14 protein-coding genes are annotated in these 21,370 nt (G+C 49.8%); 5 read left to right on the top strand and 9 right to left on the bottom strand.

The genetic code is table 11. The features are described 5' to 3' along the window. Positions 1 to 98: 98 nt before the first annotated feature. Complete coding sequence (locus tag HMPREF3179_RS05835) at positions 99 to 755, top strand: peroxiredoxin (RefSeq protein ID WP_018025823.1); 657 nt, start codon at positions 99 to 101, stop codon at positions 753 to 755. A 97-nt stretch (positions 756 to 852) separates the two neighbouring features. Here the strand turns inward: HMPREF3179_RS05835 and HMPREF3179_RS05830 are convergent, their stop codons facing one another. From HMPREF3179_RS05830 to HMPREF3179_RS05820, 3 genes are read right to left on the bottom strand one after another with little or no spacing between them, the layout of a single operon-like run. Next, positions 853 to 1,668, bottom strand: coding sequence for a thiazole synthase (locus HMPREF3179_RS05830; RefSeq protein ID WP_018025822.1), 816 nt, complete (start codon positions 1,666 to 1,668; stop codon positions 853 to 855). A gap of 6 nt (positions 1,669 to 1,674) precedes the next feature. Continuing rightward, complete coding sequence (gene thiS, locus HMPREF3179_RS05825; protein ID WP_052043567.1) at positions 1,675 to 1,896, bottom strand: sulfur carrier protein ThiS; 222 nt, start codon at positions 1,894 to 1,896, stop codon at positions 1,675 to 1,677. A 13-nt stretch (positions 1,897 to 1,909) separates the two neighbouring features. Beyond that, complete coding sequence (locus tag HMPREF3179_RS05820; RefSeq protein WP_070470024.1) at positions 1,910 to 2,980, bottom strand: FAD-dependent oxidoreductase; 1,071 nt, start codon at positions 2,978 to 2,980, stop codon at positions 1,910 to 1,912. Between the two features lie 118 nt (positions 2,981 to 3,098). On the opposite strand from HMPREF3179_RS05820, the gene recQ reads away from it, so the two are divergent. After that, on the top strand, positions 3,099 to 4,925 hold the full coding sequence (gene recQ, locus HMPREF3179_RS05815) for a DNA helicase RecQ (RefSeq protein WP_070470022.1): 1,827 nt from the start codon (positions 3,099 to 3,101) through the stop codon (positions 4,923 to 4,925). On the opposite strand, the gene ruvB is transcribed toward recQ, so the two are convergent. The 6 genes from ruvB to dusB are packed head-to-tail and all read right to left on the bottom strand — an operon-like array spanning position 4,917 to position 10,088. Next, positions 4,917 to 5,996 carry a Holliday junction branch migration DNA helicase RuvB gene (ruvB, locus tag HMPREF3179_RS05810; protein WP_070470020.1) on the bottom strand — a complete coding sequence of 360 codons (1,080 nt, stop codon included), beginning with the start codon at positions 5,994 to 5,996 and terminating at the stop codon, positions 4,917 to 4,919. The two genes, recQ and ruvB, sit on opposite strands and share 9 nt — an antisense overlap. 18 nt (positions 5,997 to 6,014) lie before the next feature. Further along, on the bottom strand, positions 6,015 to 6,590 hold the full coding sequence (gene ruvA / locus HMPREF3179_RS05805; RefSeq protein ID WP_036558068.1) for a Holliday junction branch migration protein RuvA: 576 nt from the start codon (positions 6,588 to 6,590) through the stop codon (positions 6,015 to 6,017). A gap of 20 nt (positions 6,591 to 6,610) precedes the next feature. Continuing rightward, positions 6,611 to 7,156, bottom strand: coding sequence for a crossover junction endodeoxyribonuclease RuvC (ruvC, locus tag HMPREF3179_RS05800; protein ID WP_070470018.1), 546 nt, complete (start codon positions 7,154 to 7,156; stop codon positions 6,611 to 6,613). Between the two features lie 29 nt (positions 7,157 to 7,185). Then, positions 7,186 to 8,778, bottom strand: coding sequence for a bifunctional phosphoribosylaminoimidazolecarboxamide formyltransferase/IMP cyclohydrolase (gene purH, locus HMPREF3179_RS05795; RefSeq protein ID WP_070470017.1), 1,593 nt, complete (start codon positions 8,776 to 8,778; stop codon positions 7,186 to 7,188). Positions 8,779 to 8,784: 6 nt separating this feature from the next. Then, positions 8,785 to 9,036, bottom strand: a complete 252-nt coding sequence (locus HMPREF3179_RS05790) for a helix-turn-helix domain-containing protein (protein ID WP_018025814.1) — start codon at positions 9,034 to 9,036, stop codon at positions 8,785 to 8,787. Positions 9,037 to 9,095: 59 nt separating this feature from the next. Then, on the bottom strand, positions 9,096 to 10,088 hold the full coding sequence (gene dusB / locus HMPREF3179_RS05785; RefSeq protein WP_036558076.1) for a tRNA dihydrouridine synthase DusB: 993 nt from the start codon (positions 10,086 to 10,088) through the stop codon (positions 9,096 to 9,098). 108 nt (positions 10,089 to 10,196) lie between these two features. Here dusB and HMPREF3179_RS05780 point away from each other — a divergent pair, with 108 nt between their 5' ends. The 3 genes from HMPREF3179_RS05780 to HMPREF3179_RS05770 all read left to right on the top strand — a co-directional run. Beyond that, complete coding sequence (locus HMPREF3179_RS05780) at positions 10,197 to 11,126, top strand: cytochrome c oxidase assembly protein (protein WP_070470015.1); 930 nt, start codon at positions 10,197 to 10,199, stop codon at positions 11,124 to 11,126. 418 nt (positions 11,127 to 11,544) lie between these two features. Next, a complete protein-coding gene (locus HMPREF3179_RS05775; RefSeq protein WP_083290701.1) occupies positions 11,545 to 13,287 on the top strand; it encodes a ShlB/FhaC/HecB family hemolysin secretion/activation protein in 1,743 nt (580 codons plus the stop codon). 63 nt (positions 13,288 to 13,350) lie between these two features. Beyond that, positions 13,351 to 21,370, top strand: an 8,020-nt coding sequence (locus tag HMPREF3179_RS05770) for a two-partner secretion domain-containing protein (protein ID WP_141743446.1), incomplete at its 3' end; no start/stop codon positions are given.

Genomic DNA, 21,370 nt, shown 5'->3' with positions numbered 1-21,370 from the left:
TAAGTCTATCAGAGTTATCGGCGATTCTAATTATTTACGGCTTGATGTGTTATGTTATTTAAGCTGTATTGAATTATCTACCAGACGAAGGAGTGTTTATGTCATTACGTATTAACGATATCGCACCAGATTTTACTGCTGATACAACCGAGGGCGAAATTAAGTTCCACGATTGGATTGGTGACAGCTACGCAATTATTTTCTCTCACCCTAAGGATTTTACCCCGGTATGTACGACTGAATTCGGTGCTGTTGCAAGATTAGCGGCTGAGTTTGAAAAGCGTAACACCAAGGTGATCGGTGTGTCGGTGGATAGTGTTGACGAGCATGTGAAGTGGAAAAATGACATCAGTCACTTTGCCAAGGTGCCTGCTAACTTCCCGATTATTGACGATACCTCACTAAACGTGGCAAAGCTTTACGATATGCTGCCAGCTGAGGCTTATTTGCCTGACGGTCGTACGGCAGCAGACAGTGCCACCGTACGTACGGTATTTATTATTGGTCCTGATAAGAAGATTCGTTTAAGCTTAACCTATCCAATGTCTGTTGGTCGTAACTTTAGCGAAATTTTACGTGCCTTAGACGCCATTCAGGCGACAGATGGTGTGGCCCTTGCTACGCCTGCTGACTGGCAGCCGGGTGAGGATGTGATTGTGGCTTTAAGCCTTGATGATTCGCAAGCTGAAGCAAAATTCGGTGAGCTTAATAAGGTTCTGCCTTATCTACGTTTTGCTAAGTGCCCGTCTAAGTAATTGGCGCCACGCAGCTTAAAGCGTCATTGCTTCATTTAATTAAGGCCCGTAGCGTTAAGTCGCTCGGGCCTTAAATTTACTTATGTGCTAGCATCCGCTAGTCTAACAAAAAGGGTCTGCCAGTGACCGGTGTGCTTGGTGAGGCCATATCCTGCTTGGACATGATGCCAGCCTCATAGGCTAGACGGCCAGAGCGCACAGCCAGTTTAAAGGCTTCCGCCATCTTGACGGGATCATGCGCCTTGGCCACGGCTGAGTTCAGTAGTACTCCATCAAAGCCCATTTGCATGGCGATGGCGGCATCCGCTGGGGAGCCGATACCGGCATCCACAATCAACGGGACATCGGGTAAGCGGTTACGCAAAATGCGTAAGGCATGAGGATTGGTCAAGCCCTGACCCGAGCCGATAGGCGCACCCCATGGCATCAATAACTTACAACCCACATCTAATAATCGGCGGCAGGTGACTAAATCATCCGTGCAGTAGGGGAAGACCTCAAAGCCGTCCTTAACTAGCTGCTCGGCCGCATCAATTAAGTTAATCGGATCGGGCTGCAGGGTGTAGTCGTCACCAATGACTTCGAGCTTAATCCAATGTGTCTCAAAGATTTCACGCGCCATATGGGCAAGGGTAATGGCTTCACGGGCAGTTTTACAGCCAGCGGTATTTGGCAGTAAGTGCTTGCCACTTTGCTTAAGAATCTGGAAAAAAGGATTATCCACCCCCTCCGTCGTGCTTTGGGTTAGAGGATTTGCCCCCGCTGGTAGCTGACGCTTAAGTCCAACGGTGATTACATCCGTCTCGGCTGCCTCAATTGCCTGAGCTAAAACAGCAGGCGAGGGGTAGAGTGCGGTACCTAGGAAAAAACGACTGTTGAGGCTGACGCCACCAATGTTAAAAGTAGTTGACATCGTGACTTAGCCCCCAGTGATCGGTGAAAAGGTAAACACTTCATCGTGTGCTTTTAAAATGTAGTCAGCGCGCTGCTGACGCGGCACAAACACCTCATTGACGGCGGTCGCAACTAAGCTGGGGTCGAGCGCTTGTGCCGTCTCACGCTGCCATGCTTCGACCACTTGCGACAAGGTGATGTCGGCTGGGAACTGTCTGTCTTCTCCATTAATCTTTATCGTAATCATGCTTAACTTTACCTTAAAGCGTTGCTAAAACGGGTATCTCCAAAGCCGCATTGAGGGCATCCTCGATCATGGCGGGCGCAATCATCCAGCCATGTCTGAAGAGACCATTAATGCGACTTAAACCCTGCTCAGTTTCAATGCGTGGGAAGTTATCCACCAAGGCTGGGCGTAAATTAGTTTCAGTGTGAACTAATCGTGCCTCGGCTAAGCCAGGTAACACACTATGTGCCGCGGCTAGGAGCTCCACGGTGGTCCGTAAAGAAACCGGTGATCGGTCCTCGCTTTCAATGGAGCTCGCACCAATCACAAAAATATTGTTTTGACGTGGTACGATATAGACCTGATAGCGTGGATGCAATAGGCGCAGCGGTCGATGTAACGCCACCTCGGGCGCTTGCACCCAAAAAATTTCACCGCGCACACCACGTACATTTTGACAGGAAAGCTCGGTGGGATGTGGGTATTTCAAGCGTCTGGCACCAACGCCTCGACAATCAAAGACCCAATCAAAATGATGCCGTTTATCACCCACCACTATCTCGCCGGGATGTAAACTATCCACCTGCACGCCCCAATGCCAGCTCACGTCCTTAGCTTCTGCGCATAAGGCACGCATGGCTAGACCTGTGTCAACCTGTCCCTCTTGCGGTAGCAGCCACGCATGCGCCGGACCCTGAATAGCAGGCTCTAAGTCCCTCAGCTCCTTGATCGTGATGGCTCTGGGCGTATCCTCTGGATTAGGCGTCTTACGCTGTAATAAATGAATCATCTGCTCGGCGGCACCCTCATCACCCTGGTGGGCAAGCATCAAACTACCTTTGAGACGTAGATCAATGCGATTGTCCATGCGCTCGGCAAGCGCAGCCCAAATCGCTAAGGAGCGCTGACCTAAGGCATACACATCATCATCACCCGTATCCATTTCTGCTAAGGGGCATAGCATCCCAGCAGCGGTCCAACCGGCAGCGACCCGTGCGTGAGCGTCAGGCGCTGGATCAAAAACCGCTACCTGATAGCCATGTGTCGATAAGGCATAGGCTAGTAAACGTCCGGCTAAGCCGGCTCCGGCAATTCCAATTTGCATAAGACATCCAGTGAAAGCAAAGAATTATTATATCCTACCGCAAATGCGCTTGCGTTGCTTGAGGCGTGAAGCGAAATGGTACACTACTATGTTTCTAAACGACGATCAAAGATGATTAATGCAGAGTGATTTGCTATCAGCCAAAGAAGTGTTGCGGCATGTATTTGGTTATGATGAATTTCGTAGTGAGCAAGAGGCGATTGTAGCGCATCTAACGCAAGGTGAGGATGCCTTGATTTTAATGCCGACTGGCGCTGGTAAGTCACTTTGCTACCAAATTCCCGCATTGTTGCGACCTGGCGTTGCGGTGGTGGTATCGCCCTTGGTGGCCTTGATGCACGATCAGATTGATGGCTTACGGGCGCTTGGTTTGTCAGCCCTCAGTTTACATGCGGGGATGGACTGGGATGAAATGCGTGCTGCGGAAGCGGCCGTTGCTCGGGGTGAGGTTAAGTTTTTATATGTGGCCCCGGAGCGTTTTGATAATCCACGTTTTTTACGTCTACTCGATAGTTTGCAAATCGCGCTCTTTGCGATTGATGAAGCGCATTGCGTATCGCAATGGGGCCATGATTTTCGACCAGCGTATTTGGACTTGTCGATTTTGCCTGCACGTTGGCCTAGCACACCGAGAGTCGCTTTAACAGCCACCGCCACGGAGTTAACGCGTCAGGAAATTGTTGAGCGCTTGCAATTACAAGGTGCGAAGCAGTTTATTAGCAGTTTTGACCGCCCCAATATTCGTTACGAGCTGGTAGAAAAAACTAAAGAAAGGCAGCAGTTACTCAGCTTTATCAATCAGCGGCATGCAGGTGAATCGGGCATTGTGTACTGCCTATCGCGCCAGAAAAGTGAAGCAGTGGCCGCATTTTTAAAGCAAGCTGGTATCCGAGCCTTACCGTATCATGCGGGTCTGAGCGCTGAAGTGCGTTATGAAAATCAGCGCATCTTCCAACAAGAAGACGGCGTGGTGATGGTGTCAACCATTGCCTTTGGTATGGGGATTAATAAGCCGGATGTGCGTTTTGTTGCGCATATCGACATGCCCCGCTCGATTGAGGCCTATTATCAAGAAACCGGGCGCGCTGGGCGTGATGGCTTGCCAGCCACGGCTTGGTTAGCCTACGGCTTACAAGACGTGATGCAGCAACGTAAATTAATTGAGTCTTCTCAAGGGGATGCGGCGTTTAAGCAGCGATCTATGGATGCCTTAAATGCTATGTTGGCTTTTTGTGAGGCCACGTCTTGTCGGCGTCAGCGTTTATTAGCCTATTTTGGTGAGACGGCTGCAGCTTGCGGTAATTGTGATATTTGTTTAGAGCCACCGGTCTTGTGGGATGCGACGGTTGCTGCTCAAAAGTTGTTATCAACCATTTACCGATTGCAGCATGAGTATGGGGAGTATAGCGGGGCGAAGCATTTGGTGGATATTCTGCATGGTAAAAAGACCGCTCGTGTGATGCAGCAGGGGCATGATGCCCTAACTGTCTTTGGCATTGGCCGTGAATTGGATGAGGCTCAATGGCGTGGGCTGATTCGTCAGTTGCTAGCTGCAGCCTATTTGGATATGCACTCTGAAGGCTTTAGAAATACCTATAGCTTAACTAAAAAAAGTGAGGATTTATTGTTTGCCAAGAAGAAGATTTGGCTAAGAAAAATCCCGCCACTCAGTAAAGCATATTCCAATAATCAAATGCCGGTTCAGAATAGACCGCTATTTGATTTAGGGCCGGCTGAGACAAGGCTATTTGAGGCATTAAAAACATGGCGCTTACAAGAAGCGAAAAATAATGGGGTGCCGGCCTACGTTATCTTTAAAGACATTACACTCTATCAGATCGTGATGAAGCAGCCTCAAACGCAAGCCGATTTAGCCCAAATTGAAGGTATTGGTGATAAGAAAATCAGTCAGTACGGTGAGGCAATTTTAGCCCTCTTAAAATAGGCTTGGTGCCTCATCATCCGCTGCGCCGAGGGTGCTTGGTGCTTTTAAGCCCAGGTGCTGCCAGGCAATGGCGGTGGCAATACGACCACGAGTGGTGCGTTGTAAATAGCCATTTTGAATTAAATAGGGCTCAATCACATCCTCAATGGTATCGCGCTCTTCGCCAATGGCTGCGGCCAGGTTATCCACCCCGACCGGGCCGCCGTTAAACTTATGAATGATGGTCTCAAGGAGCTTTCTATCCATCAGATCCAGGCCCTCGGGATCCACTTCCAACATAGCTAAGCCGGCGCTGGCGGTGGCGGCATCAATGAGACCGTTATTGCGAATATCCGCATAATCACGGATACGTCTTAAGAGGCGATTGGCAATACGTGGCGTGCCCCGCGCCCGCTTGGCAATTTCCAAACTTCCTTCAGGTGCGATGGCGGCATTGAGTAAATGGGCACTGCGCGTGATAATCTGCTGCAGCTCCTGGCTGGTATAAAACTCCAAACGTTGTGTAATACCGAAACGATCGCGTAGCGGATTGGTCAGCATACCGGCTCGTGTGGTGGCGCCGACCAGGGTAAAGGGCTGCAGATCGATTTTGACACTGCGTGCCGCTGGGCCCTCACCGATTAAAATATCAATCTGAAAGTCCTCCATCGCCGGGTAGAGAATCTCCTCAACCACTGGTGAAAGACGATGAATTTCATCAATAAACAGCACATCGTTTTTATTGAGATTGGTCAGCAGGGCGGCAAGGTCGCCAGCGCGCTCCAGCACCGGCCCTGAGGTCTGATGCATTTGCGAGCCCATCTCATGCGCGATAATATGGGCTAAAGTCGTTTTTCCCAAGCCGGGCGGGCCAAATAGTAGCACGTGATCAAGTGACTCACCGCGTCGCTTAGTGGCTTCAATAAAGATTTCCAACTGCTCACGGGCACGAGTCTGACCGGTGTAATCGGCTAGGCGCTTAGGCCGTAAGGCACGCTCCACCGATTCCTCTGCACCGGAGGTGGCATGGCCTGAGACTAGCCGTGTATCAGCCTCTGTTTGCGTGCTTAAATTATCGGAAAATATCGCCATAATCACCCTATCGATCAATTACTTGGACAAAAGCTTTAGCGCTTGTCGGATACCTTCGGCAACTTCAATCTCAGGCGCTAGTGCTTGCAACACCTTGTGTAATTCGCGCTCGGAGTAACCCAGTGCCATAAGGGCATTGGCAATGTCCTGCCGTTGTTGTGCTGGGCTATTAGTCGCTGTGGCTGAAGGTAATGCACCTAATTTACCACGTAATTCCAAGACCATGCGCTCAGCGGTTTTTTTACCGATACCCGGTATTTTACAGAGTAAAGACAGATCGTCCTCAGCCACTGCAATCGCTAATTGCTCAGCACTGATCCCAGATAAAATCGCTAAGCCCGTGCGTGGACCAATACCGCTAATTTTAATTAGGGTTCTAAAGGTTTGACGCTCGGCGTCCTGCAAAAAGCCATACAGTTGTTGCGCATCTTCTCGCACCACAAAATGGGTGTAAAGTTCAATCTCTTCGCCTAGCGCCGGTAAATCGTACAGATTATTCATTGGCACAAAGACATCGTAGCCAATGCCATTGACATCAACGCAAATCAGGGGAGGGGATTTTTCAATTACTTTGCCGCGTAAACGACCAATCATATCGTACTCCGAGTATTGAACTAGCCAATTAAACGACCGTGACGAATACGGTGCTTAACAGTTAACGAGCTTTTTTTATGTGCTTGTAATGTGTGCGAGAGTGCGCCCGCATGGGCGTGGCAAATGGCACAAGCCAAGGCATCGGCGGGGTCGGGTGCAGGTTGTGCCGATAGTTTTAGAATATACTGCACCATGGCTTGTACTTGCTCCTTGTGAGCATGACCACGACCGACCACGGCCTTTTTAATTTGTAATGCGGTGTACTCGGACACGGCTAAGCCCTTTTGCGCTAGGCTCAGCATGGCTGCACCGCGTGCGTGTCCGAGTAAGAGGGTGGATTGAGGATTGGTATTGAGAAAGACCTTTTCAATAACCGCCACATTGGGCTGGTAAGTGTCAATCACCTCAACTAAGTGGTCGCCAATAGCCCGTAGTCTTTCGTAAAGTGCAGCTTCGGTGGGCACCACAATGGTGCCGCTAGCCACATAACTGAGCTTAGCATCCTGGTAGTCAATAATGCCAAAGCCGGTTTTACGAAGTCCCGGGTCAACGCCCAAAATTCTCATTGAGTTTTAACCATCCTCTGCCCTGCTGCTTAGTGGCGGAAGTGGCGCATTTTGGTAAAGACCATGGCAATACCGTGCTCATCTGCGGCCGCAATGACTTCATCATCACGAATACTACCGCCCGGCTGAATCACGCAATTGGCACCGGCCTCAACCACCACATCCAAACCGTCACGGAAGGGGAAGAAAGCATCCGACGCAACCGCTGTGTCCTTTAAGCTTAAACCATTAGCGTCTGCTTTAATCGCTGCAATACGTGATGAGTCTAAGCGGCTCATTTGACCAGCACCTACGCCCATGGTCATACCATCAGCGCAGAAGACAATGGCATTCGACTTCACAAAGTGCGCTACCTGCCACGCAAATAACAGATCCTTCATCTGCTTCTCAGTCGGTTGTTTTTTGGTGACCACTTCAATTTGGGTTGGATCTAGAGGGGTTAAATCCGGATCTTGAATTAACCAACCACCGCCTACACGTTTTGCATCAAAGGCGTTACGACCGTCGCCGGCAGGGATTTCCAAGACGCGCACATTTTTCTTATTCGTTAAAAATGCTAAGGCATCCTTGCTATATGCTGGCGCTAATAAAACCTCCAAGAATTGCTCACTCACCGCTTGGGCCGTAGCTAAATCAACCTCACGGTTAAAGGCGATAATGCCGCCAAAGGCAGAAGTCGGGTCGGTTTTAAAGGCTTTTTGATAGGCTTGTAAAGGACCTTCGGCCATTGCCACACCACAAGGGTTAGCGTGCTTAACAATCACACAAGCGGGTACTTTAAAGGAGCGTACACATTCCCAAGCCGCATCGGCATCGGCGATATTATTATAAGAAAGCTCTTTACCCTGATGCTGCTTGTACGTACTCAGTAGTCCGGCGGCGCGGGTATTCGTGTCGATGTAGAAAGCAGCGCTTTGATGTGGATTCTCACCGTAGCGCATGGCTTGTTGCTGCTTCATTTGCACCGTGATAATACCCGGCCATGTGCTTTGCGCTGGGGTCTCATGTTGTGCCGGTTCAGCCGCTTCTAAGCTGCTAAGGTAGGCTGCGATGGCGCCGTCATAGGCAGCGGTATGGGCATAAACCTTGGTCGCTAAGCGTAAGCGTAAAGCATAGGAAGTCTCGCCCTTTTGGTCTAATTCCTCCAACACCTCAGCATAGTCACTAGGATCGATAATCACTGTGACGCCGCCTTTTTCTGTGCCGTGGTTCTTCGCTGCCGCACGTAGCATGGCGGGGCCACCGATATCAATATTTTCCACCGCATCAGCAAAGGTGCAGTCAGCTTTGGCAATGGTCTGCTGGAAAGGATATAAATTTACCACCAAGAGATCGATGGTATCAATCCCATGCTCGGCAATGGTACGTAGATGATTTTCATCATCACGACGTGCCAATAAACCGCCGTGAACCTTAGGGTGTAAAGTCTTGACGCGACCGTCCAAAATCTCGGGCGAGTTGGTGTACTCGGCCACTTCAGTCACGCGTAGTCCCTCGTCCTTGAGGAGTTTGGCGGTACCGCCAGTGGATAAAAGCTTTACGCCCCGTGCCGCTAACGCTTTGGCGAAATCAACAATACCTGTTTTGTCGGATACCGAAAGAAGTGCAGTGATTTGTTTCATAGTCGTTTAATTAATAATGTCGTAGGTAAGAAGTTTTTTGCGTAAGGTGTTGCGCGTAATGCCTAACATCTCCGCTGCTTTGGATTGGTTAAACTGGCTTTTTTCCATCACCATTTCGAGCGTGGCTTTTTCAACGCACTGCATGACCATATTCCAGATCTGACTGGCTTCCGCCTCGTCTCCTAAGGTGTTGAAATAAGCCTCCAAATGAGCGCGCACGCAATCATGCAATGGTGGGGTCTGGGTCTGCTTATTCATGATGAAAAATCTATTGTTATTAGCTGATTATTTGTTATGACCATTGGAGTGATCGAGGCTTAAGCACTTAGTTCAAGCTCAGCTTGTTGCTCAAACCAATCAGCCAACACCTGGCTCTGCTGTTGACAAGACTCGATCGTATTTAAATGGCGACGTAGGGTGTCACTGCCGGAGAAACGACTTAAATACCAGCCGATATGCTTACGTGCAGTGCGCACACCGGTATGTGCACCGTAAAAATGATAATGCTCCTCAAGATGCGCTAAGAGCACCTCCTTCATCTCCTTGAGCGTAGGGGGCGGTAGCAAGTTGCCGCTACTTAAGTAATGGGCAATTTCTCTGAAGATCCATGGGTTGCCTTGGGCTGCGCGGCCAATCATAATGGCATCCGCTCCCGTATAGTCTAGCACTTGCTTAGCCTTTTGAGGGCTATCAATATCACCATTAGCTATTATAGGTATTTTGACAATTTTTTTCACTGCAGCGATGGTTTTATACTCTGCTTGACCTTGGTAAAAGTCACAGCGTGTGCGACCATGAATGGTTAATGCGCTGATGCCGATGCTTTCGGCGAGTTTGGCAATTGTCGGTGCATTAATGCTTTGAGCATCCCAACCGGTGCGGATCTTAAGTGTCACCGGTACCTCATAAGGTTGACAGGCACTCAGCACGGCCTCAAGTATGCGTGCTACCAGTGCCTCGTCACGTAATAGGGCAGAGCCGGTGGCAACCTTACAGACTTTTTTAGCGGGGCAGCCCATATTGATGTCAATAATTTTGGCGCCTTTTTCAATATTAAAAACGGCGGCTTGTGCCATCATCTCAGGATCAGCACCGAGGATTTGTACTGCAATGGGATCGACCTCGCCACGGTGATCTAAGCGTCTGGCTGTTTTAATGGTATTCCACAACTCGGGATTGCTCGCGGCCATTTCTGACACAGCATGACCAGCCCCTAGGCGTTTACAAAGACGCCTAAAAGGTCTGTCGGTTACACCTGCCATCGGTGCAACAAAGACATTATTGGGGAGTTGCCAAGGACCAATCTGCATAACTGCTTAATAATATTACGGAAATTAGTATTTTGTTGTAAAATCGATGGAGCATTATAACGCTCATTCACATCACAAAGATGGTAGTAAACGCTTTTTCTTCTTAATATGAACTTAACACTCGCTCACTGGCTAAGGCCGTGGGAATTTTCTCCGACCTTAATTATTTGTTTTTTGCTTTCGGCTTATTTGTTTTTTATAGGAAGCCGCAGGAAGCACATCAATGCATCTCGCCAGATTTTATTTTGGTCGGGATGGGTGTTATTGTATCTTTCGATGCATACTCATGTGGATTACTATGCTGAGCGCGTGTTTTTTATTCACCGTGCGCAGCATTTGGTATTACACCACTTGGCGCCGCTGATGATTATGCTGTCTTATCCAGGTCAAGTTATGCGCGCTGGCATGACGCGTGGTATGCGTCAACAGCTTCAGCGTTTTAATCAAACCGCCTTTGGTCAGGCGTTGATCTATTGGCTCACCCATAAACTCTTTATCCCTTCTTTGTTTGTCTTTTTAGTGATTATTTGGTTGCTCCCGACCATTCAGTTTTACTCGATGTTAAATGTCAATATCTATCGTTTTATGAACTGGTCGGTGGTAGTGAGTGGTCTTCTATATTGGAATTTGATTGTGGATAGACGGCCGTACCATCCACCAGTCATTACGGCTAAAAGCAGTTTGGGTAGGTGGTGGCAAAAACGTACCTTGCCTGGTAGTCCTGCGGTGATGTCACCGTTGGAGCGTGTGCTATCACCTGTTTTTACCATGGCGCCGCAAATTGTGGCAGGTGCTTATATTGCTTTTACCTCGACCGATTTATATCCCTTGTTTGAAATTTGTGGTCGTGCTATTCCGATCTCAGCAGTACAGGATCAGGGCTGGGGTGGTTTGATTATGTGGGTGCCAGCGGGGGCGGTTGAAACCTTTGGTATTTTAGTGGCGGCTATGACGTGGTGGCGTTTGCATGCTCAGGGTCGGATTTATCATGGAAATAGACCGACGAATTATGTGGCGAGACAGGTTAAGACGGCTTGAATATAAGTGAACTGAACATATAAAGCACGTGCTCATTTTGCAGTAAGCAATAATAAGATTAAAAAGAGAATATTGGTTTAGGCTGCATGTTGGCAATAAAATGAGAGATGGCATTTAAACCTTGGTATAGCTTAGTTATTGATTTGCATAAGTAAAAGATGCGCCATTAATGCGTGTTTAAATCAATGTTATTGACTCATACTTTAGGGTTAGAGCGAGAGCAAGGCTTGAGTTTGCCATTTTTAATAGTTAAGTTGGTTTTCGCAGCTATCATTTGCCATTTAATAAGTTTTACATATTACTTGTCTATGATGTTTGCTTAATTTAAGCCCGTAAAGTGAATAAGGAAAATCCGTTGGTTGTCGTTAGTTCTCTGTTTTTACGTGGGTCGATAGTCGCTGGGCTGTCGGCTTTTTTTATGTCGAACGCTTTGGCGCAATCTGGTTCTGTTGTGTCCTCCCCAAATGAGGCTCAATTTGAAGAGCAACGTCAGCAACAACGCGAGGCGTTGCAGCAGGCAACACGTCAATCCCAAGACGATGTGCGTTTAGTCGGTCCTGAGTTAGAGGAGCCGTCTTTCCGTACCTTGGCAGCGATCGGTGAGGAATCGCCATGCTTTCCGATCAAGAGCTTAAGTTTGGAGGGCCAAGAGGCCAGTCGTTTTCAATTTGCTTTAGAGGCTGCAATAACTCGCGCAGGGTTTAAAGAGGGGCAATGTGTTGGCGTTCAAGGTATTGAGCTCTTAAGTGTCTATGCGCAAAATGCCTTAATTGATCGTGGCTATACCACAAGTCGTGTGGTGCTTGAAGCGCAAGACTTAAGTCAGGGGCATCTAAGACTAACACTTATCTCAGGTTATGTGGGGGAGGTTATTCTTAGTCCTGACGGTGCGCAAGGGTTTGGACATGCTCGTATGCGATGGCTGCAAAATGAGATGCCAGTCCGACGCGGCGAGGTGTTTAATTTACGCGATATTGAGCAAGGCCTAGAAAATTATCGACGTCTACCTACAGCGCAAACATCCATACGGATCGAAGCGGCAGACAGGGCGCAGTACAGTGATGTGCATGTGGATTGGCAGCAGCGTCATGTGCCATTTCGACTCAGTATGGGCTTTGATAATTCGGGTAGTCGACAGACTGGACGTTATATAGGCACCACCACTTTCTCAGGCGATGGTCTCTTGGGTTTAAGTGATTTGTTTTATGTGTCATATAACCGTAGCCTAGGTGATAGGTTGAGCCTTCGTGATGACGATGGCCATCGAACTAAAGGGCGAACTGACAGTTACTCTTTGCATTACTCGATACCTTGGGGTTATTGGCAGTTTTTTTATAATCAAAGTTACTATCGATACCATCAGGCGGTGGCTGGCGCTTATGAGCATTATGACTATAACGGACGCAGTTTAAATCGTGAATTAGGTGTGAGTCGCACCTTATACCGAGATCAACGACGTAAAACGCAAGCTAGTTTTAAGTTATGGCAACGTCGTTCAAATAATTACATTGCGGATGCCGAAATTGATGTGCAACGCAAAAAAATGGGCGGGTGGCAAGCATCGGTTTCTCATAAGGAATTCATAGGAGCCAATACCTTAGGGCTTGATTTGTCCTACCGTCGAGGCACGGGCATATTCAATAGTGAGCAGCCTGCTGAGCACTTGTTTGGTGAAGGCACCTCACGCATGCGTGTGCTAACCACCGACGTGAATTGGTCTATGCCATTCACTTTGGGTCAAGAAAGTTTAGTCTGGGATAGTCGTGTCCATGCGCAGTGGCATAAGAGCCCACTCGTTACTCAAGATCAATTGGCGATCGGGGGGCGTTATAGCGTACGCGGCTTTGATGGAGAGCTGTATTTGATGGCTGAGCGCGGTTGGTATTGGCGTAATGACGTGGCTTGGCAATATCGACCCAATCATCAAGTCTATGTGGGCGCCGACGTGGGTCGAGTAAGTGGCCCATCATCATCTTACTTACTAGGACAAACCTTGGCAGGGGCAGTGATTGGTTTACGTGGGCAGCTGACTTTTGGCTCATCACCTCATAGCAACCCGCAAGGGTACTACGACTTCTTTGTCGGTACACCGATTAAAAAACCGTCAGGCTTTAAAACGAAGCGTGTAGTGATTGGATTTAGCTTAAATTTTTCTTATTAGACAGTGTATTAATCTCACTTAATAGAATGGCGCGGTTTGAATTGACGGCGTAACAAGATACATATGAATCAGTCTTTTTATCACATTATTTTTAATAAAACACGTGGTCAATTAATGGTGGTGAGCGATATTGCCAGCCGCAACGGTAAGGCATCAAGAGAACAAGGTTCGAAGCCAACGTTACCCATTTGTACGTATGTTCCGGTTAGAGCACTGACATTTAGTGTCTTATTGGCCCTAAGTGCTGTCTCAATGAGTCACGAGGCGCTAGCCCAGATTCGTGCGGATAAGTCAGCGGCAAAGCATCAGCAAGCGACAATTTTGCAAACAGCAAATGGTCTGCCACAAGTCAATATTCAGACCCCCACGAAGGCCGGGGTGTCGGTTAACCAGTACAGTCAGTTTGATATTGCGCGCCAAGGGGTTATTTTAAATAATAGTCGCCAAGCGGTATCAACCCAGTTGGCCGGTTGGGTTCAGGGTAACCCACATTTGGCGCGTGGTGAAGCCAAGGTGATTGTGAATCAGGTCAATAGTCGAGAGCCGAGCCACTTACATGGGTTTACCGAGGTGGCGGGTCGTCGCGCCGAGGTGGTGATTGCTAACCCAGCAGGCATTGCAGTCAATGGCGCAGGCTTTATTAACGCACAGGGCGTCACCCTAGCCACAGGCCAAGTGCAATTAAACGCACAAGGCCAATTGACTGGGATGTCAGTTACTCAGGGCACGGTACAGATTGGCGCTGATGGGCTTAATAGCAAGGACGCCAATTATACGCAACTCATTGCCAAGACCGCTGATATACAAGGTGGTATTTGGGCTAATGACCTAAGTGTCTCAACGGGTACACAAACGGTAAGCTTTAGTGGGTCTGATCTTAATCAGTCGGTAACCTTAGCACATCAAGTAAACAGCGCCCAGCAATCACTCAATACCAATGAGGCAAACCAGCAAGTGCGCTCCGCCGACAAGGCGAGCATTGCAATTGATGTTGGCCATTTAGGCGGCATGTATGCTAATTCAATTGTATTAGTGAGTAATGACAAGGGGGTCGGGGTTAATAACTCAGGGCAGTTATTTGCTGGTCAAGGGAAATTGCAATTAAGTGCGGATGGGCAATTAACAAATCGCGGGGAGATGGTTGCCACTGCTGGATCAGAGGGTCACCCATCTGCCGCGTTACAAGTTGCGAGCCAAACGATTGAAAACCATGGCACGATGGCGGCACAGGCTGTTAATTTAAAAGCGGGCCGTATTAAAAATAACAGTGGTTTAATCACAGCGCGTCATGAGCTAAGACTGCACACTGAGCAATTGACAAATACTGATAACGCCAAGGTGGTTGCTGCGCGTTTGGATATTCAAGCCCAAGAGCTATTTAATCGACAATCGTCCATCGAGCAAAGTGGCACACAATGTCTGACGATTTCCTCTGGGCAATTGAATCAACGCGGTGAGTTAGGCACGACAAGACAGCTTGCTGACGAGCAAACGCTTTCTCATGGCGCTGTTTCTGACACCGGCTCAACTGTTGCCGTTACACCCTCAAGTGACACTAAGACAGCGGGCACATCTCAGTTTGAACAAAAGAAACTACCAAGTTTAGCCAGCGGTGTGATCGAAATTAAAGGCATGCTGAGCAATGAAAGTGGGCAGCTTTTAGCGAATGGGGATATCCATCTGGCGGTGAATCAGGACTTTAGTAATCACGGCGACATTCGGGTCGCCTCGCTTCAGACATCTGGAACGCATTGGCAGAACCGCGGCAAGATTGAGGTTGAAAATTTAAAATTAACAAGTCGTCAAATTGATAACAGTCAAGGGCGTCTCTACTCCCCTAATACAATCACACTTGCTGCTCAGAAACTTGATAATCGTCAAGGGAGTATCAGCACGTCGTCTGATTTACGTATTTCAACGACGGGCGATGTGGATAATAGTGAGGGTCAGTTACTCGCAGAACAAGCGATGCACGTGACAGCGCAACGTTTACATTCCAATCAAGGGATAATCTCAGCGGCAGGCGCAGGAGGGTTGACTGTCGACATTGAAACAGAACTGGATAATACCAGTGGACTACTTGGTTCCCAAGGGGATTTGGTGGTCAAGGCGCTTGGCGGTTTGCAGCATCAGGCTGGACGGTTAGTGGCTGATGGGGCGGCTACTATTGAGGCGGGTTCTTTAGCGGCTCAAGAGGGCTTGTTTTTAACGCAGGGCAGTTTGAATTTGCAGGTGGCACAAACGGTGCAGGCGGATGGTGCGCAGTTACTGAGTCATCAGGACATGCGCTTGCAGGCTGGGCAGTTGACAGCGAGCAATGCCACGCTCAGTGCTAAAGGCGATGCGCTGGTAACGCTTGACGGTGCGCTGGAGACGAAACAAGGTGTATGGTCAGCAGGGCAGGCACTGACCGTTCGGACGACGACGGGACAGACGCAAGGCACGCTTTTTTCAGCAGAAGACCGTCTAGTGATGGACGCAACGGAGATGCATCATCAAGAGTCTCAGCTGCTTGGCAAGTCGGTGCGTGTGACGGCTGATCGTGCGCTTAATTTACACGACACGGTGGTGTCAGGACAGGATACGGTTGATTTGCTGTCGGACGGCAGTCTGAGCTTAGAAACGAGCCAGCTCCAAGCGGGGGAGCAGTTGAGGCATCATGCTGAGACACAGTTACGCCTCCATGGGCTTCAAGCGCAGGCTAAGAACGTGGAATTCCATGCCGGGGAGCGTTTAGAGGCGACGCATAGCGAATGGCTAGTCGATGAGAGCTTGACGTTGAAGGCGAAAGCGATTGACGTAACCGAGACGAGTTCTGTGGCAGGCACCATCCGTGTGAGCGCAAATCAAGCTTTTAATCATCGAGACAGTGTGATGGTGGGGGAGCAATCGGTCCAGATCCAAGCGCAGACGGTGAACAATCAAGCAAGTCATGTGGTGGCGGCTGAGGATTTGACGGTGACAGCGCGAGAGGCCATTCGAAACCAAGAGGGCACGCTGTTAGCGGAGGAACAGCTGCAGTTGAGCTCCGCATTGGTGGATAATCAAGGGGGTACCTTATCTGCTCAAAATGGTCTTAGCGTGCAGGGAGCTCAAAGGCTTCACAATCAATCGGGACTGATTGTCGCCGATGAGCACGTTCATTTGCAGGCGACCACGGTAAATAATCAGGGTGGTCAGGTGTCAGCAGGAGCCGATTTGCGACTGAGGGATAATGCTCAACTCAATAATCAACACGGCGTATTGGTTGCCAAACAGACGATTGATGTGGTAACGGCTCATGTAGACAATCAGCAGGGCCAGATTCACGCCAAGCGTGATGTACGGATTCAAGCCAGTCGCCACTTGAAGAATGAGGGCGGAGAAATCTTGGCTGCCAACACAGTGACAATTCGTGACCCCGCACACACCCCAACACAACGTCGTTTAGTGATCGCGCAAGATGCGACTGGCATCATTCAAGGGACTGTGGGAACGACCTTGGTTGCGCGTGATCTACAAAGTAAGGCGCGATTGGAGACGCCGGGCGACTTGCGTTTGGATGTGGTAGAGAGTTTGACGAACACGGGTGGCCTACAAGCGGGTGGTGATTTATCGTTGACTACGCTAGGGCAATTTACGAATCGCGACACGGTGTATAGCGCACAGACCTTAACGGCTCAAGCAGCGCGCATTGATAATACGGCGAGTGGCGAGCTGCTGGGTGAGACGGCGGTTAGCGTGATTGCCAATGACGGGGATGTGGTCAATCTCGGCTTAATAAATAGCCACGGTCTGACGAGAGTGACGGCCACTGGCATTATCGATAATATTGGTAGCGGTCGCCTCTATGGTGATATGGTGGCACTACAAGCAACGACCTTAGTTAACCGCGAAGAAAAACAAACTGATGGCACCACGAAGGCGGCGGTGATTGCCGGTCGTGAGCGGGTGGATATCGGTGTGCAAACGCTTCAAAACCAAGCAGAGGGGTTGATATTTAGTGGGGGTGAGTTAGCGATTGGTCGCCGTTTAAATGATCAACAGCAGGCAGAAGGTCAAGCTCGCCTTCTCCTCAATCGTGGCGCCACGATTGAGTCGGTGGGGGACATGCAGCTTAATGCGCAGACGATTGCAAATGAAAATCCTCAATTTGCATTGGAAAGAGTCGAAGTGGCTACGCCTGAACGCATGGACTTTATCGTGCACGATTCAAATAGCTATGACACACGTGTGAATAAGAAGGATTTGAAAGAGCGTAAATGGAGTCGTCGTGCGTCGGAATTTGTCAGCAAGGGCCCAGAAGATTATGCGCAGTTGATACCCGGTGAGACGCCGTTGTGGTCGATAAAAAATACGTGCATGCCACGCTTTGGGGCGACTTGCTTTTTATCGACACAACTCACTAATTTTGATAAATATGGGCCCGATAACCCAGCGTGGACTTATTTCGGTATTACCCCAGGTATTGTGCCTGAACCGGTCGCACCACAGGTGCCCTCTGCACCAACCGTTGCTGAACCGACAAGTTGCGCTTTTATTTTTGATACTGATGATCGCAGAACGTGTCGTAGTGCGCAGCAGACTTGGAATGCTTACCGAGAAGCGCTGTCTACCCATGAGCACAAGCAGGCCGAGTATGAGCAGGCCTATCAGGCATGGATGGCCACTGATGGTCAACGTTGGCATGCCTTAAATGACGCACTTAATTCCTATAATCAGCAGTACCAACATCAATTTAGGCATCGCTATACGGAATACTGGATTACGCGAAGGGTGTTTGAGGACCAGATTGTGACATCGCGGCCTGGGGATTTGATTGCAGGCGGTAATTTAACGATTAATGCCGATCGTCTGAGCAATGATAAAAGCCGCATTGTGGCCGGTCAGGCTTTAAAGGTCAATGCGCGTGAGATTGAGCAAATTGATGCAAAAGGGCTGCGGACGATAGAGGATAAAGGTAACAGTCGTTATGCTTGGGAACGCTGGCGTGGAGGCTTCAGACGTTATCATCAACGGGAGTATGGCCCAATAGTACCTTTTGAAGCCATCGAAGTACAAACCATTGATCTTCCCGTTTCTGTCTATCAGGCATTTACTCGGGTTGATACGCAGAAAGAGACCCCTACTCCTTTAGCAAGGCAAGCTGAGGTGGTAACGAGAGCGCAACAATCGACTGTTGTTGCGGGTAATGCGGAGGCTATTGGTGCACCTTCCTTGGAGCGCCTGCCAGCGCCTGATGCGAATCAAGCGCCTTGGGAGGATCGATTGAGTTCCCAAGGTGAGCTCGGTGAAGTTCAAACCATCGGTGGCACGCTTAGCGAGATGCTACGAGTACATTTACCAAACTCGAGTCTTTATCGCGTGAATGCTCAACATGGCAGTTATTTAGTTGAAACCGATCCCGCCTTTACAAACCATCGCCAATGGCTAAGCAGTGACTACATGTTACAGGCATTGGCGACGGACCCTGCGCGAATGATGAAACGTTTAGGCGACGGTTACTACGAGCAGCGATTGTTAAATGAACAAATTCTGCAATTGACGGGTCAGCGCTTTTTAGACGGTTATGAAAATGACGAAGCGCAGTTTAAAGCATTGATGCAGCAGGGCGTGACCTTTGCCAAGGCGCATCAGTTAACGCCAGGGATTGCGTTAACCGCGGCACAGGTGTCGCGCTTAACCAGTGATATCGTTTGGTTAGAGGCGCAGACAGTAACGTTACCGGATGGGACAAGGCAAGAGGTGCTGGTGCCACGAGTGTATGTGAAACCACGTCAAGGGGATCTAGCTCATAGCGGTGCATTATTGGCAGGCCATCGCGTTGAATTGAGCGTGACCGATGGCTTTGTGAACAGTGGCACGGTGGCTGGTCGAGAGTTGGTTACGATTGAAGCGGGCCGTATGGATCAGGCCTTGGCCCGAGTGCAGGCAAAACGCGTGGGGCTGACGGCGAAGCGGGATATGACCTTAAGTGGTAGTAGCGTTCATGCGACTGAGGTTGCGAGTCTTCGTGCGGGTAGGGACCTCATGCTAGAAAGTGCCACTTATCACACCGAAGCGGAAGTGACTGGTGATCGTGGCACGTATTTTAGTGGGGTGCGTCAAGGCATTGACCGATTAGCCAGTGTGCAGGTAACCAACGACGCAGCGCAGCTATTACTTGACGCGGCTCAGGACCTCACCTTAACGGCGGCGTTAGTGAGCAATACGGGTCAGGACGGGCAGACGCAACTGGTTGCGGGCCGTGATCTTAGCTTGGGGACGGTAACGACGGGGTATCGTCAAGACAGCGTGGCGGATGCACGCAATTACACTAAAGAAGCACGTTGGCAAGAGACGGGGACTGCGATTCAGACCGTTGGAGATATCCATTTGCACGCCGGTGAGCAAGCGACGCTGCGAGCAGCAGAGCTGACGAGCGAGCATGGTCTCTTGCATGTGACAGCCAAGGATAACCTCACGATTGAAGCTGGGCGTGCTGAGTCGCGTCATGATGAGCGCCATGTGACAAAACACCGTCGCTTCTTGGGCAGTAAATCAAAAGAAACACATTGGTTCAGTGAGCGAGATGAGAGCGTGGCGAGTGAGCTTACCGCGGCTCAGGTCGTGCTACAGAGTGGTAAAGACATGCAGATTATGGGTAGCGACCTGATCTCGGATTACGGCACGCAGTTGCACGCTGCGGGTGACATTAGCCTTAGTGCGGCTAAGGAGTATGCGTTTAGTGATTACTATGAGAAAACGAAGAAATCAGGTGTTTTTGGTACTGGTGGTCTCGGCTTTACGATTGGTCGACAATCAACAGAAATCGAGCATGACCGACGTGATGGCACCTTACGTGGTAGCCTTGTCGGGAGTTTAGCTGGTGATACGGTGATTCAGGCAGGCCGTCGTTATAGGCAGGAAGCCAGTACGGTCTCAGCACCCCAAGGCGATGTTCTGATCACTGGCCAAGCTGTCACGATCACTGCGGGTGAGCAACCGTATTCTGAGTACTATCGACGCACGGATAAGCAAAGTGGTCTGACCGTGGCTGCGAGTGTACCGGTGGTGGATGCGGCAAAGAACATTCAGCATGCGATTGAGTCGATTGGCGAGAGTAAAAACCATCGAACTCAAGCCATGGCGGTGGCGAATAGGGCTTGGCGACTCTATGAGGGCGTGGAGCTGTTACAGGGGCAGCCGATTGGTCTTGATGCCGCAAAAAAAGCCAGTGTGTCGGTAACCCTTGGTTCGCAAAAAAGTCACGTATCGCAACAACACAGTGGCCATACGGTGGCGCCTAGTCAGATGCTGGCGGGTAAGACAGCCACCGTGATCGCGCACGGTGCGGGCGAGGACTCTCATCTGCGTGTCATCGGTTCAGATGTGTTGGGTTTAGGGGGTACGCACCTTGTGGCTGAGAACGATATTATCTTGCTGCCGGCCACAGAAACCGAGCGCAGTCGCAGTCAGAACAGCACCTCAGGCTGGAACGTTGGGGTAGCGATGAGCTTAGGCGAAGGCGCACCGACCGTGGGTATCACTGCGGGTGCCAATCGAGGCAAAGGTTACAGCGACGCCGACAGCGTCAGGCACCGCCAGACACAGACTGGTGATAGCACCAGCCTGACGACATTACAGGCAGGGGATACGACCACCTTGCGCGGTGCGCAGGTGTTGGGCGAGACGGTGCAGATCGCCACTGAGCGACTTCACATCGAGAGCGTACAGGACACAGCGACTTATGAGGGCAAACAACAGAGCCTAGGTGGTCAGCTGACGGTGGGGGTGGGTGCTTCTGGGGGTGCAAACCTGAGTCGCTCAACGATCCAAGCCGATTACGCAAGCGTCATTCAGCCGTCAGGCGTTTATGCTGGTGACGGGGGCTATCAGATTGTGGTCAACGATCATACCGAACTCATTGGCGGACTGGTGACCTCGACGGCCCAAGCAGAGCAACAGGGCAAAAATCACTTTATCACGGGTACCTTAATGACCAGTAAACTGGTGAATCGCGCAGGGCATGACGGGAGCAGTGTGGGCATTAACCTCACGGCTGATATTCAGGGTGGCTGGCAGGGTCAAACGCGAAGCGACGAGGGGAAAACCACGCACACAC

The organism is Oligella sp. HMSC09E12 (assembly GCF_001808505.1).
In the GTDB taxonomy this organism is placed as follows: Bacteria; Pseudomonadota; Gammaproteobacteria; order Burkholderiales; family Burkholderiaceae_B; genus Oligella; species Oligella urethralis.
Note: the sequence above shows the minus strand (reverse complement) of the source record. Positions and strands in the feature narration are given on the sequence as shown.